Genomic DNA, 15,237 nt, shown 5'->3' with positions numbered 1-15,237 from the left:
TCTGATTCTATCTTACAAAGATAATAAAAAGAGAAATAATACAGCAAGCGAACAACCCCTATTTTAATGTATTTTAAAACACGCTCCTTATAATAATGCGCACATAAATAGACTTTGTGCAAAAAAATGTAAAACATAACCTTCTCTACCCCACTTTCCAACTTCACCAATGAGGGGTAGGAATTAATCCTATCTAAGTATCTTTCTTCAACTGATATTGATTACATTTCTAATCTTGCTGATTAAAAGTAAGACTAATGGTCTTCTAAGAGCGGATACCACCTGTTTTGCATTTACACTCGGCCTAAAGACTAACCACAAAGGCAGATATCTCTTAAACTAATAAACGAAAATAAGTGCTGACATCGCCTTATAAAAGAGGTAGAGACATTGTCAGCACTTAGCTTTTCTTTAAGGAACTACGGTTATAAGACTTTGCTCGTCCATCCATATCTACGAACAATGACAGTATTTATCACCATTCGTCTTCCATGTAACGAACTATTCCTACACCTTTCCTTACCCTACATGTCTATGCCAGACAATTAATGATTTCTGTTACAGACTTACAGCCATGACGATCGAGCCAATCATTAATACCATCACGCACCTTTATCGTTACTTGAGGATCAAGGAAATTTGCTGTACCTATTTGGATAGCAGTGGCACCCGCCATAAGGAACTCTATCGCATCTTCCGCAGTTGAGATACCCCCCAACCCAATGACTGGTATCTTTACAGCCTTTGCCACATCATTGACCATTCGGACTGCTACTGGTTTTACAGCTGGACCGCTCAACCCTCCTGTACGAATACTCAACTTAGGGCGACGACGCTCTATGTCGATTGCCATTCCCATCAACGTGTTTATCAGCGACACTGAGTCGGCACCTTCATCTTCGCAGGCACGTGCAATGCTGGCGATGTCTGTGACATTAGGTGATAGCTTGACTATCATCGTCTTATGGTAGTGTTCGCGTACAGCCTTCACGATTGAAGCTGCCCCAGAACAGGTGACACCAAACGACATACCGCCTTCTTTCACGTTTGGACAGGAGATATTCACCTCGATAGCTGGTATTCTCTCCAACGCATCGAGTTTCTCTGCCGTCTCAGCATACGTCTCTGGAGAATTTCCACTCACATTAACTATCATATTCGTGTCGATATCCTTTATCTGAGGATAGATATGTTCGATGAAATAATCTACACCTTTATTCTGCAAGCCTACGCAATTTAGCATCCCTTGAGGTGTCTCCACCATGCGCGGATAGTCATTTCCTTCTCGTGGCTTCAGCGTCGTTCCCTTGACGATGATTCCTCCTATCTCTTCCAATGGTACGAAATCGGCAAATTCCAAACCATAGCCAAAAGTACCACTGGCCGTCATCACGGGGTTCTTGAGATGTAAGTCACTTATCTTTACACTTAAATCAGCCATATTATAATCATCTATTTTTACGAAACATTGTGGTATTCTCCTTCTATCAACCTTATTAAGACGATTCATTTTATCGACCTAATAAAAGCAAACAAAGTCTCCTACCACTCCTTTCTGATTTATTCTCCCCACATCAATCTACGTGTATCAAAGACAGGACCTTCCTTACATACGCATAGATTACCTTCTGTTGTCTTCTCTACACAACACAGACAAGCACCGACTCCGCAGGCCATCATGTTCTCTAACGATGCTTCGCAAGGGATTGAGGCTTGATAGGCATAATGTGCTACGGCCTTCATCATGGGCTTAGGACCACACGTAGATATACGGTCAAAACGCTCTGTGGACAGAACTGAATGGTTTGTGACAAACCCCTTCTCACCTGCTGAGCCATCCTCAGTGGTTATACATACCCTTCCATACTGCTCAAAAAGCGATATTTCAGCTAAGTCGGCTGCTGTACGAGCACCCAACAAGAAGACTGGTGTTCCGCCTGCTTCCTTTATCTGCTTACCGAAATATAATAGTGGAGCCACCCCTACTCCGCCACCAACGAGTAGTACTCGTTCTGACGAACTTGCCAAGGGTGTGAACGTATTACCTAATGGGAGCACACAGTTTAACATGTCGCCTTTGCGCAAGCGTGCGAGCGCATGCGTTCCTTCTCCTACTGTTGCTACAAGCAGCCACAGCTCATTACGCTCAATATCAACGAAATTTATGGATATAGGACGGCGAAGAAAGGTAGAAGGTGAGCCGTCCACTCTCACCTCTACAAACTGACCAGGCAGCATCTCTGGGAGTGGTTTATCATCTGTCAACTTAATAAGGACATTCCTTGCATTGACTCTCTCCACAGAAGATACCTTCAAGTCGAGGACATACTTCTTCATCTTTGCTTTGCTTTATAACACAATGCAAATATAGATAAAATATCTCGATTATTAGCTGATTGACGTAAAAAACAGAAATAAATCTTACCAAAATGGGGTTAGCATGTTATTCACTCATAAAAAGACTGTGATATACTTCCTCCATGAATACTATCCCTAAAACAGACTAACATTAAGCTGTGAGCTCTCTCGCCATGCCTACAACTCAATAATAAATCACGCTGTTTTGAACTCTTGATTGTTAACTGATGCTCTGACATTATGAGGTAATAACTCACCTTACTGACAGAAGGAAAACACAACACATTATACAAGAATTATTTTTATTTTAAGTTGCTGTCATATTTAACATTTCGTGTAACACTACTGATTACTAACAAGTTAAATGACAACATCGAATGACAGTAATGACAGCAAATTTGATTTTGACTGAATAACCTTACTATGACTATAGTTACGCAAGTCTTCCGAGACGGGATATAGTTAAGACAGTGTAAACACTTTTAGCCAGAATATGATAGACAAGGTAACAGAGTGAACGATGCTTGGCGGAGTAACAGGTTTCATCATCTTCTTTTCCTCACATGTGGAACATCCATACATCATCCGAAAAGCGTGAAAACATTGATAGAAGATAGGAAAGAAGGAGGAAACATAGACTTACAATAAGTGACAGTAAGTTCACTCTGTAAATCTTTTTCGCTTATCTCACAACCAATACTTGCCCTTCATGCTTCAAGAAGACGCCCTTCTACGTTCAAGAACATGCCCTTCTTGAGGCTTGAAGACGCCCTTCTTATCCCTTAATAACGTCCTTCTCAACAGGTAATCATAACCAACTGACTTATTGAATGTTATGAGCTTTTTTCTTACCCATCTACGTTATCGTTAGCCTCAACCACTCAAATGATTCATGTTAAAACTTTTCCTAATCGTACAAAGTACCATAAATATACAAAGACAATGGGGCATTCGAATGATAAAAAGACGGAATGTACATAGACAGAATGGCATAATAAAATATAAAACACTGACACATGAAAATAAGAAGGGGATATAACACAATTAACAGAAGCAGCATATAGCTACGTGTGGCACAAAGGGAAACTACTAATCTAAGTGTAGAAGATTGAATAAACAGTACTAAGAATTACGCAAATGACATGAATGTAAAGCGTTTATTAAGCTGCATACAATCATACATGGCCCTATCTCGATTATCGTTCCCCACTCGATTCGGAGAGAGGACAGGGATAAAATCGCTCAAGAGATAGGCGTAAAAAATGACAAATAGACCAAAGGTAGAATAAGCATAACACTCAAAAGAATATATGAAGATTTGCTTTTAAGGAAAAGAATATGTAGATTTGCACTTGAAACCATTACTCTGCAGCTATCACTAAGGAATAAAGTGCACCTGCTCGTCCTATAACAATTGACAAAGATGAGCTTAAATATCAGATAAGAATATGAGAAGACTCATCACTTACCTTTTATTATTTATAGTCTCACTGTCATGTGTTGTTTGAACGATTCCATAACGGATATAAGTGGAGACATTACCTACACATGGAATGCCAAGACTGGTCGACTACTCTGCAAAGAGATAGGACAGGTCATAGAATAAGAGGGTTGAATAAACTAAAAGACTACATCAAGAACCTTAAAGTAGAGGTTGTAAATTATAATACATAAAGTATGAGGATATTTAGTACTGCACCAGAAGGAAATGAAATGGCCGAATTAGAGAATGCACGGTATATCAACTTAGCGTTAAGGCAGATAGAAGAGAACATAGAATGGCTTAAAACAGCTAATAAACCAGTTCAAGCTGTAATGACTCATATCGATATATTAGTGTCTTTAGCGAAGAGGTTTCCTGTTAATGCAAACCTTCTAATCAAGAAAGAGAAGGTGCAAGAGTGGAAAAAGGTGTTTAACGATTGGTTCGAACGATGCGGTAATAAAATCCCAGCAAAATACCGAGAAGGAATAAAAACTAACAGTGATGAACTCTTTATTCAGTTAGAACAATATGGACACTAAACATTTCAAAAGTAAGATAGCACCCTTTTTCTGGGTCAATCATGAAGATCTATTCTCTGTATGTTTGAGTACAGGAGAATACAAACAAGAACTTTTTGAAACAAGAGAAGAAGAGGGCTTTGAAGGGAATGGATATGACTGGTGTGCTTTGGCCAAAGCTTTCTTGAAAGAATATATGCCTGAATTAAAAGCTACCATACACCATGATCCAGAAGCAGGCATGTATTGTGCCTATGCTACAGATGCTGATGCCTTAAGGGATTTCATACTGAAGTTTAGAGAGATATGCGATAATGACTCTTTAATAAAGGATTTGTTTTTAAGAGTAGAAATCGAATAGCACCTCCCTAACGGGGCATTTCTATTACTGACCTATAGTCTAACTACAAGATAACAGGCGCATCAACAGACTGAATATAACCTCTATGGATAAGCTTGTCAAGCTTCACTCATGCTGAACCATCATCCCTTCCTACTAACTAAGCCAGTATGAGTACAAGGAGTCTGGAGCTTTATTATAACCAATTCTACTGCTATGTATCAAGGATAGATAATCATGTTAGTCAAGCCACAATGAGCTTGGCAAGGGGCGAACTCACACTGTATGAATATATTGTAAAGTATCATTTCGAGCCTAATATATATAGCTGTTATGCCGTCTTAGCTGCCTACAAGGCATGACTACCGAGGAATCATATCACACTTTGGCCCCTTACGCATTAGCCAAGCATTGATATCTTTAAGTTTTCACACATGTATAATCTACGCATGCCCATCGTCTTAATGTCAAGGAATTTCGCTCCCTTCGAACACAATACACCCCCTTCATGCTTCAAGAAGACGCCCTTCTACGTTCGAGAACATGCCCTTCTTGAGGCTTGAAGACGCCCTTCTTCGAGCAAGAAGGGCATGTTCTCAAACGCTATTCATAACTTTCTGATTCATTGCGTGTTATAGACTTAATCCCAAGAGACCTTATATTCCTATTTTGAAGGGATATAGCTCGACGCAAAGTAAAGATTTTTCAAGAGCAAATGGATTCCTCAGATATGTCAAGTTATTGCCCTCACAGCACAATGGAGGTATAGATAAGAGCCTTGGGATGCGTCCATCTAACATAGAGAAAGTAAAACATCCTACGAGTTGCATGCGTATCTTACTAAGAGGGTAAGTAAGTTCGCTGTAACTTTTAGTACATGGCGGGAGGACGCATGGGAGCTTTCTGTTATCATAAAGGCATCTAAAGGCTTGCGGAGAAACTACATTTAAGTGCATAAAAGATGATTAGAACAGCACTTAAAAAGCGAGCTGAAACGAAAAGGGTTCTGTCAATCACCCACCTACTGATATATGAGGCTGTGATAACCTTCGCTTTCTACGGCCACTTGATACAATAAACAAGAGAAGTGTCCGTTACGATTATAATGCCACTGGTTGTCTGTCTGGCCCCGTGTATATTAAAAGTGAAGTATCAAATACAGCAAAAGTATTGAAAAAGAACGTATCTTTGTTGCTGATATAAGGCCTTACTTTACACAAAAAAACATTACCAAGCACAAGTAGCAAGAATGAATTTCATCAGCATATAGATAATGTTCGTTGTAGCCTGCAGAGCCTATGGAGCGAACAACAAGGAGCCTGATATACAAGTTAGTAGTCCAAATCTATTCCACACTCTATGGGCATAAATTCATAAAAGAAATATTATTAAGAATGAAAGAAAGTAATATCAACGTTTTAGAGTTTCAAGGAGAAAGAGGCTTACCGACAGGGGAGAAGACTATTATAAGGAAGGAGTATTTCGGAAAAGAATATGCTTTTATGCAAGCAAATATAGAACAGATACCTGATGTATCTTATATAAATACGAACAATGTTGATGGTCTTATAGCAATCTCAGAGGACATAAACAAGAAGATTGAAAATATTGAAAAGATATCTATTTTAGAGCATATAAGAGCATTAAACCTGAATTCATATACTTATGAAGACCTGTCTCACTTGTCTTGTTTGAGAAAGTTAGAGTATTTAAAGATATATGGTAGCGCAGACAAAGAAATCCCTTTTTCTTCATTACCCTTGCTATGGTGCATTTATCTAAACTATAATAAAAAGAACTGTAAATCAATCTTCCAATGCAAGAACTTAGAATATATCTTTATTGATAACTACTCTGGAACGAACTCAAACGAATTTGTCTCATTTGGAAAAGCAAGACGAATAGGATTGATGAAAAGTAAGTTAAGCGAATTTAATGCACTACAGAATATGCCACACTTAGAGCACATCGGAATAGGTTACAATTCCAAAATGGAGTCTATAAGCTGGCTAAAAGATAACAAATCTCTTACCTCTGTTGCATTTCAGAACTGTAAGAAGATTAAAGACTGGGAGATACTTGGCTCATTAACAAACATGGAAAGACTAATAATAGATAACTGTGGAGAGTTACCTTCTATTGCTTTCTTACAGCATTTGTCCAATCTTAAAGAAATCAGAATGATTGGGTCAACGAGTGTTAGAGACTGTAAAGTGAGGGATATTATGAGTATTCCTCATCTCAAAAGTTTCTTTATACCAGTGAAGAAAGGATATGATATTACCCTACATGACATAACTTTATTCAATAATAAATTGTAGTTTTTTGCGTTTAAGTCATATTACAAAGAGTATGACCATCAGATAGGAAATAACAATAGTACAATGGTACGCTGTAAGAGGCACGGTATCCTTAAAACAAGACAGCCGCTCCACAGCTGCAAGAACTTACTTGTTTCCACCAGTGAGGGCAGTATGAGGATGAGGAGGTAGGACTCTACTACAGCCGTCTCCAGTATTACGACCTATGGAGAAGTAATGACATTCACCAATAAGTGATAAGCCTGTCAAGCGAAAAGATTAGCCTCAACTTTTATATATAACTATAATTTGGTAAATACATTGGGCCTAAGTCCAACAATTCCCATTTGATATTATAAAATATAAGTACTCAAGTTCAACCCTTGAGAATTATTGTTTTCTTTTTGAACAGCAAACAAGACATGGAATAAGCACAAACTACTCCATAGGAACTCGCATCAATGAATCTCTATAGACATATTGAATATAAATTAAGAAAAGTAATTGAAGAAACAAACTCTTGGCAATATGGATGAAATAAATAGATTTATCAATGGTAAAAGTTATGAACATCTTCTAAGGAACATACTACAAAAAAGGAATATAGAGATTGAGAGTAATATCCCTTTTGTACTGTTAGATTATGACAAAGAGCAGTTAAAAGCCGCACAAATTGAGGTCGAGGACTTAGAAACCTTACTCATTTCAAACATGACAGAAATTGTTTCTTTTGTGGAAAGGAAGATGAGTTATGATTTTGAGGATGAGGATGAATATCCTAAAGGAGAAGACCTAAGTGGTGATGAGAAGCCTAAACTCATCACAGAACTTCCTTACTATAAAAACTTTCTGGTTGCTTTTCTGATCGAGTACTATCTACTTAAAGAGCATCCAACAGCTTTGTGTAGATACCTGAAAAGGATAGACATTGCGAATGCAACAAAATATGAAAGGGAATTGAAGGCCATCTGGCAAGACGTTATAAAGACTTAATTCGATTCGGTTAGGGCTGCTACTAAATATAAAAATATGAAGAATAAATTAGATAAAGTAATAGTTGGTCTAAAGAACAAACTACCTTACGAGCCTAAATTAGACCTAATTATTTCAAGATTGGAGAGCGTAAAGAGTTTATTATCCGATAACTGTCAGAGCCTGACATTAAATCCAATCAACGGAATAACGAGAGCCTATTTAGATATTGTTAGCGATTATGAAGATCCAATAACGAATGATTTATACTCCTTAGAGAAAGAGATAAGTGCTCTCATAAAGTAATGTAATAATTGGTTAGCTTTACCCATAAACTTAAAGATATGAGTACTTATAAGCAATGTTGCCCATAGTCATTGACCATGAAGAGCGGAAGTACGGCAAGATAGGAGACTACTCTATATCCGCCATTACTACTGTCTCTATGCTGTAGAGGGTCATATCATCATAAAAACTACACATCGTAGATAGACACAGCACACTAACCGAGAGATATCGGAGAGAACTGATTGCCATCTTAGTAGCCTACAAGACGAGTCTATAAAGGACTCATATCATACCCAAAGGCCTTAAACCTCAGCCAGCCATCGATGTCGTTAAGTTTACACACAAGTATTATCTACGCATGCCCATCGTCTTAATGTCAAGGAATTTCGCTCCCTTCGAACCCAACCCACCCTCTTCATGCTTCAAGAAGACGCCCTTCTACGTTCAAGAACATGCCCTTCTTGAGGCTTGAAAACGCCCTTCTTCGGGCATGAAGGGCATGTTCTCAAACGCGGTTTATAACTTACTGATATATTGTAGGTTATAACTCCGATTACATAAGATATCATTCCCCTATTTAGAGGGTGTTTTGTTTGTTACAATGTAATGATTTTTCGCCTCCTTATTAAAACACCTCTCTCACAAGCAGCATGTCCCCCAATAGCAGAAATGCTCTGTGCCTTCTGTCGACCGAAGGCTATTCGTACGCTCTACATGTACGCTAATTGGCTCTGTTTCATCTGTGCACTCTGTGAGAGAACGACTCATCCACCGTGAGAGAAGAACCTACTAACAAGCATTACAAACAGCCCAATAGAAGCGACCTCACAGACTATGCGCCTCCCAGCGAGGGACAGAAACCTCATCCCCAGACCCTTTCTTACGCTAAAAAGTCTTAAAGAGTACAGGCTAACGGCCGTTGTTTACGTAAGAATGAATACCTTTGATAATGAATGAACAAGTTGGTTAGCCCAACAAACTACTTATTGCCATAAGGTAAGTTATGCACTGTCAGCTACAAGGCTGAGTATCGAGAGAAGGACTGAGAACGAGAGGCATACCTGTAGGGAAATAGGAGAACGAGACATATACGAGCGTTTCACTTAATGATAACACGCTATGAAAAAGGGCAGTTTAGACTGGTTTTGATATGCGTTCAGCAGACGTGCCTATTACAAAAGGGCCGTAGAACTATACCTCCCCTACTTAATAAGCAAAGAGAAGTTCAAGGAACGATAGGGAAAGGGAGAGTAGGAATAAAGTAATATACACATCTTTATATAATAAATCATGGTAAGACAAATGTTTGCCGCACTTACATTACTTCTGATTACAGGGTGTTGTAAGGCACAAAATACGGGTTGTAATAACATTAAAAACAAAGAAAGGACTACCGAGAGATTTGATTCTACGAGATACTACACGCATAAGCAAAGAACAGAATACGTTTTTGAAGATAGTATAAAAGGTAGGGTGCGTCAGTTCGGAGGTGAGAATGGATCTGAGTTCGTTGAGTATGCAAGGAAAGATCATGAATTATTCGGTACCTATAAGGAATATTACAACAAGACAAAGACGCTCAAGAAAGTAGGACGCTACTATTATAATCAGTTTAATATAGGTCTTTGGAAATGCTATGATGAGAATGGCTATTTAATAGAAACTATCGATAAAGATGCTCCTTACACGAACTATCCATGGGAGAAAGTAATGAAGTTCGTAAAAGAACAGTTAAAACTGGACTTGTTCGATAAGGGAGTTTCGGTAAATCGTTACATTGCTAAGGACCATAATATCCCCGTTTGGTTTATTACATGGAACCCATGTGATGGCAAAATCCATTTTGTTAAGATAAATGCAAATACAGGACAAGTTATAGAACAAGGTGCTAATGAAATAATAGAATAACCTCATGAGGCTATTAATGTTCAATACTCATATAAGTCATCTATCACTTTGTCAATAAATAGATATGTTTGAATTAGGACTTACGAAGGATGCACCAGGTGCAAGTTGGTGTAAGATATGGGAAATAGAAGAAGAGCTATACGAATATGAGGCAGCCGTTTTCCCTAAATACAAGAACTGTTTTCCATTTAAGTTATGGCTATGTTTTCGTTGTCTTCCTAAAGAATATGAGCGGAGATCAATGCGAAGATTTTATAAGAATGACAACGCATTGGGTATAGACATAGCTATCGATGAGGAAATCATCAGACCTTTTATAGATGGAAAGTATTATCCACTCCCCAAGAATTGTCAGCGTTTACTCATGGGAAAAGCCTTTTATAGTTTCTTGGTTGAGACTTTTAAGAGATATAAAAGGAAATTAGATGGAATCCAAACTTACGGAGAGTCTTTCCTTAATGATACAAGAGAGTGGCTATGCAAACATAAATGGTTAGAAGAATAATGGCGTTTGGAATTTGATCCGGATTATCATTAATTGCAATATTTCATGGTCTATAGAATGAGAAGAAGACGAAGTGAGAATTTTATCGGATTAGCTTCTTAAACTTAACCTTCCCAAGTCAATGCAAATTATGTCTATGTCTTTGGGTGAGCTTAGGTGTGTATTCTCGTTCTGCCTGTGGATAAATAAACTTTCAGAACATAGAGGGATATAAAGGTGGAAAGCTCTCCTGCTGGTTAAGAAGAGGTGTAGTATTATAAATAAAAAAGGTAAATACATGAAACTATTAACATTAAACGAGATTATTCAAACTATAGTTGAAAAAACTAAGGGACTCGACCCAGAACTGATTGAAGACATAATTCTAAAGGAGGTAGATATTCCCAGTACAGAAATAGTACGTTTGAAAGAAGAGTTAAAGATAGATGTTATGGACCAGAACTTCATAAACAGCATCCTAAAATATAGCTGGGGCAACCTTAGTATACTCAGCTATCAGTTTGGATACAACGATGACAATGGAATAAACTGGCTTATACAAAGAAATAAAGGATATGAGGATTACCCTGTGTTACAAGCAGCTGGTCTCATTATTATTGCTAACGGAGACCCTTACACCATCCTTTTAGAATGTTCTTCAGGTAGGATATATACCATTGATAGTGAGACGGAAGTTGGTGAGAAGATGCTGATAGCTGATAATTTTGAGCAATTAGTCAGAGGTATGGGGACTGCCCAATATGCCTGTTGGAGTCAAAGAGAAACAGAGTTTATACAACTTATGGAGCATATAACACAAGGTGTTGGCATGCCATTCTGGCATAGTTTAGTTGGTTCTTATTAGTCCTCTTGCGTTAAAAGCATAGACACCTGCCATGTAAAGCATATAGTCTCAAGGTGGGAAAACATGTGGGTTATGTAAGGAAATAAGCCTCATTAAAGTGATGGTAAGGAGTATGCAGGGTGCTATGTAAGAATCTTTTGGATTTCACATAAGGCTTAATTAGAACAGAGATTAGTCTTAGGACTACCTTATGCAATGATAGTCTCTATTCACATGTGTGATATCCAATACTATAGTTGAGCATGAGAAGCTTACAATACAGCATGAAACTATTGACTATACAAGACATCTGTGTTTCTGTCATAATAGGCTAACACTATATGACAAGTCATCTACCAAGGGTGATAATCTCCGCTTTCTACGACCACTTGATACAATAAGCGACAGAAGTGTCCGTTATGATTATAATGCCGCTGGGTATCTGTCTGGCCCCGTGTATGTTGACTTCTGTCAGTGGTGTAACCTAAATGTAATGAAATTGAAGAGTATGATGAACTCATAAAACGAGGCGTAATATTTATAGTGCTTATTCTAAAATATAGGATAAATGCTTTCACCTTTACATTCACTATACGTGCATTTGTTTGCTTCTCGAACCCGTAACTCTACCATTTTCACTAAATGATAAAGTGCAACTAATTGTTCTATGCTAATGTATAAAGATTAACCTAAATATCAGATAGATATGAGAAGAATTGTTACCCACCTTGTAGTATTCATAATCTCACTTTCATGTGCTGCACAGAAAATAAAGATGATGAAAACAAACGACCGATTTGATTATGAATATTATAAGAAGAAGATTGGGAAAGAGAAGATAGATAATCAAGTATATAAAGAGTCTGATAGCACCTTGGTGCAGATTCTTATCTCCCATGACGAAAATAGTGTCTACATGATAAAACCAATGAGTTTCGTAATGTATATAAGGAATTATTATAAACATAATAACAGATTGAAGAGAGAAGGATGCTTCTTTCTGTATTCCAGTGTACGTGTTGGGACATGGCGTGAGTACGATGATAAGGGGAGTTTAATAAAGGTAACCGATGAGGATGCTAAGTTTAAGCATCTTGCCATGCGACCTAAGGATGTACTTATGTGGATGCAAAGGCAGGGATGGATAAACCTTAGCACAGGAGAAGGGCAACAGACAACGTTCTCTAATACTCCTTTTGATATCTATTTTATACCCAGAAATAAGCATAAGAATAAAGAGAACACGCATGCTAAATGGTTCATTAAGAAATCAGAGACGTATGGAACTGAGGATGTTGTGCTCGATGCGGAAACACGAGAACTTATCCATCATGGCAAGACCTTCAGTATAGAATAATACAATATGGAGCAAATTGAAGCAAAAGACTTTCTCTTTTATTATAATCCTAATCTTGAGGAGCTTATCGTTTCATCAGGATTAAAGTTTATGAAAAGAGACAATGATGAATTTAAAGTTGACTTAAACCCACATGGTCAACCTGAACTTACGACAGTAGACTTTATTAATTTAGATATTAACAAAAGATGTCTGGAATGTAATATAGGGAAAGAACCTGTACACGTCACTATAAACACATGCTTTCAAATAAACATGTTAGGTTTTAAAGTAGTAATGAGTGCATGGGAAAATACCCACTGTACTAAGGAACTTGATAAGATAGATCTATTCTTTACTGGCAACAAGTTAGAGCATCTCTATATAAACAAAGTGAATAACTACAATATTATTGATTCCATAAGAATATTTGAAGAAGACAACCAATACTATGTTGTAAAAAGCAGACCACAGTTTATAAGAGAAGTGATAAGAAATATGTCATTATGCAACGACACTATTAAATTAGAAAACCAAAGTAATAGTTTTAACTATAAATTAGACGTCAATGATGATGTCTTATCTTTTTTGCATAGCGTTTTCAAGCTAATAGAGTTGCCCAAGTAACCATCTTTCATAACGAAATAAGTAATTGAAAGATGGAAAAGTATTCGTAACAGATTATTATATTCATATTGTATTAAGGAAGATGAGATTAGATTTAAGAAAAGCTTATCAATGACAAGAGATAATTGCTATCATCTCTAAGGAAATAAGTGAGAATGGGTTTACAGACGAGGATTACTGTTTATATTCTCACGAGGATATGTTAACTCCTGAAGTCGTTTGTTATCTGGAAACATATCCAACAATATCAAGTGATGACAAAGATGTGTATCCTAACTTTGTTGTTATGGAGTCTTTAGAGTTGTTATATTATGGTGAGCAATTTGAAGACGTATTGATGAATGTACAAAGTCAAATAGAAGAGCCAACGACTGACGAGTATATATCCGCATTAGACTATTATTCTAAACATAACGTCTCCATGGATTTCAAGTCTCAAGGTGGTCGGAAATAATCCTACACGGTATGTCTTTGCCGTTAATCCGAATATCTGGAATGAAGTGTTTGGCTTAGTAAATCGCTTTATAAGTGTGCTAATAGAGCTAAACATGACCTCTTTAGACATGCTTGTACGGCTTATACCATGTCATGACAGTGGTTGCACTAAACAAGAAAACGTTGGCATTAGAACAAGAAAAGGTTGATATGCAATAGTCTTAACAGATAGGGTGTTTGCCTAATCTCACTTTTCTACAAATAAAGATATGTCTAAGACTCTTTAGGTCTCTTTGGATGTTGCACGTAATATACTCTAATCTTGCATACAAAAAGAATAGACGCATGCCTCTACCCCACGTCTTAACGTCAAAATTTTTCGCTCCCTTCAAACACAACCCACCATCTTCAAGCTTCAAGAAGACGCCCTTCTACGTTCGAGAACATGCCCTTCTTGATGCTTGAAGACGCCCTTCTTCGAGCAAGAAGGGCATGTTCTCAAACGCTGTTCGTAACTTATTGATTTATTGTAGGTTATAAAGTCAATTCCAAGAGATATTATTTCCTTATTCTGAGGGTATTTAACTCGTTATTAAGTCATGATATTTGAAGGCAGAACTAAGTCAAGGCAAATGGGTAAACAACCAAAAGAATATGATATTACCCATGCAAGACAAGACCGTATTCAATAATAAAATGTAGTTTTCTACGTTTAGGTTATAATACAAGGAATATAGCCACATGATTGAAGAGAATATACCTTTCAATTGCCCATCACCTATTGTGTCGTTGGTAAACATTAATGTAATGTCCGAAACAACTTACGATATATCAGATGTTTAAGCCTAATAATGATGGTAAGCATAGTGTTATAGACCCCTGTAAGGTCGTTGACACTGGTAGAACAACAAGAAGTATGGAATGGTAGACAACGTAAAATTAAAAACCTTATGTGTCAGATAGATAAAAAAGAAGCCCTTTCTGTTATTGCAGATATTAAAGATTGGCAAGCAAGATATGAGAATGTAGAGAACCTGCCATTAGCGTTTTATCTGAAATATAAGAAACTGTTGTCTTCATATAAAGACGCAGGAAAGAGCAAAGAAGAGGTTTTGTACTTTTTTAGTAAGATAGCAGAAGACTATCAAGACGGCTCTGCATTCGTACATGAGATAATGGATTTAATAGAAGGGTATTGTCGGCCAGATTTTAGAGTGTGGTCAAAATGAAACTAAATGATTGGACTTTAGCTCATTGATGACTCATCTAATAGTAGCATATAGACTAACAACTATGGACTCATATACCTTATTAGCTGAAGATAGGTGATTGCATTAACCA

15 protein-coding genes are annotated in these 15,237 nt (G+C 37.4%); 13 read left to right on the top strand and 2 right to left on the bottom strand.

The genetic code is table 11. The annotated features are described in order from the left end of the window. Positions 1–532 precede the first annotated feature (532 nt). Both AXF23_RS12965 and AXF23_RS12960 read right to left on the bottom strand, forming a co-directional pair. Complete coding sequence (locus tag AXF23_RS12965; RefSeq protein WP_009012060.1) at positions 533–1,441, bottom strand: dihydroorotate dehydrogenase; 909 nt, start codon at positions 1,439–1,441, stop codon at positions 533–535. A gap of 119 nt (positions 1,442–1,560) precedes the next feature. Beyond that, entirely contained in the window at positions 1,561–2,337 is a 777-nt protein-coding gene (locus AXF23_RS12960; protein WP_009012061.1) for a dihydroorotate dehydrogenase electron transfer subunit, read from the bottom strand. A gap of 1,698 nt (positions 2,338–4,035) precedes the next feature. Between AXF23_RS12960 and AXF23_RS12955 the strand changes: the two genes are divergently transcribed. The 13 genes from AXF23_RS12955 to AXF23_RS12900 all read left to right on the top strand — a co-directional run bounded on the left by AXF23_RS12955 (position 4,036) and on the right by AXF23_RS12900 (position 15,125). Beyond that, positions 4,036–4,383 carry a hypothetical protein gene (locus tag AXF23_RS12955; protein WP_089365877.1) on the top strand — a complete coding sequence of 116 codons (348 nt, stop codon included), beginning with the start codon at positions 4,036–4,038 and terminating at the stop codon, positions 4,381–4,383. Further along, positions 4,373–4,723 (top strand): immunity 51 family protein, encoded by a 351-nt coding sequence (locus tag AXF23_RS12950; protein WP_107625587.1) that lies wholly within the window; start codon positions 4,373–4,375, stop codon positions 4,721–4,723. Before AXF23_RS12955 ends, AXF23_RS12950 begins: the two co-directional genes overlap by 11 nt. Before the next feature lie 149 nt (positions 4,724–4,872). Continuing rightward, positions 4,873–5,064 carry a hypothetical protein gene (locus AXF23_RS15865; RefSeq protein ID WP_146156745.1) on the top strand — a complete coding sequence of 64 codons (192 nt, stop codon included), beginning with the start codon at positions 4,873–4,875 and terminating at the stop codon, positions 5,062–5,064. Positions 5,065–6,000: 936 nt separating this feature from the next. Next, positions 6,001–7,023, top strand: coding sequence for a leucine-rich repeat domain-containing protein (locus AXF23_RS12945; protein ID WP_233251309.1), 1,023 nt, complete (start codon positions 6,001–6,003; stop codon positions 7,021–7,023). Positions 7,024–7,530: 507 nt separating this feature from the next. After that, positions 7,531–7,995 carry a hypothetical protein gene (locus AXF23_RS12940; protein WP_107625585.1) on the top strand — a complete coding sequence of 155 codons (465 nt, stop codon included), beginning with the start codon at positions 7,531–7,533 and terminating at the stop codon, positions 7,993–7,995. Positions 7,996–8,031: 36 nt separating this feature from the next. Beyond that, a complete protein-coding gene (locus AXF23_RS12935; RefSeq protein WP_107625584.1) occupies positions 8,032–8,280 on the top strand; it encodes a hypothetical protein in 249 nt (82 codons plus the stop codon). Between the two features lie 1,272 nt (positions 8,281–9,552). After that, positions 9,553–10,170, top strand: coding sequence for a hypothetical protein (locus AXF23_RS12930; RefSeq protein ID WP_199222196.1), 618 nt, complete (start codon positions 9,553–9,555; stop codon positions 10,168–10,170). A 64-nt stretch (positions 10,171–10,234) separates the two neighbouring features. Continuing rightward, on the top strand, positions 10,235–10,675 hold the full coding sequence (locus AXF23_RS12925) for a hypothetical protein (RefSeq protein ID WP_107625582.1): 441 nt from the start codon (positions 10,235–10,237) through the stop codon (positions 10,673–10,675). Positions 10,676–10,952: 277 nt separating this feature from the next. Beyond that, complete coding sequence (locus AXF23_RS12920; RefSeq protein WP_107625581.1) at positions 10,953–11,519, top strand: SMI1/KNR4 family protein; 567 nt, start codon at positions 10,953–10,955, stop codon at positions 11,517–11,519. A 685-nt stretch (positions 11,520–12,204) separates the two neighbouring features. Beyond that, positions 12,205–12,855: a hypothetical protein gene (locus AXF23_RS12915; RefSeq protein WP_107625580.1), complete on the top strand. Its 651-nt coding sequence runs from the start codon at positions 12,205–12,207 to the stop codon at positions 12,853–12,855. A 6-nt stretch (positions 12,856–12,861) separates the two neighbouring features. Further along, positions 12,862–13,461 (top strand): DUF8184 family protein, encoded by a 600-nt coding sequence (locus AXF23_RS12910; RefSeq protein WP_107625579.1) that lies wholly within the window; start codon positions 12,862–12,864, stop codon positions 13,459–13,461. Positions 13,462–13,660: 199 nt separating this feature from the next. Next, entirely contained in the window at positions 13,661–13,915 is a 255-nt protein-coding gene (locus AXF23_RS12905; RefSeq protein WP_107625578.1) for a DUF7716 domain-containing protein, read from the top strand. Positions 13,916–14,786: 871 nt separating this feature from the next. Beyond that, positions 14,787–15,125: a hypothetical protein gene (locus AXF23_RS12900; protein WP_233251308.1), complete on the top strand. Its 339-nt coding sequence runs from the start codon at positions 14,787–14,789 to the stop codon at positions 15,123–15,125. Positions 15,126–15,237 lie beyond the last annotated feature (112 nt).

The sequence above is a fragment of the Prevotella sp. oral taxon 313 genome, assembly GCF_003043935.1.
In the GTDB taxonomy this organism is placed as follows: domain Bacteria; phylum Bacteroidota; class Bacteroidia; order Bacteroidales; family Bacteroidaceae; genus Prevotella; species Prevotella jejuni.
This window is presented reverse-complemented; position numbering and strand designations above follow the sequence as displayed.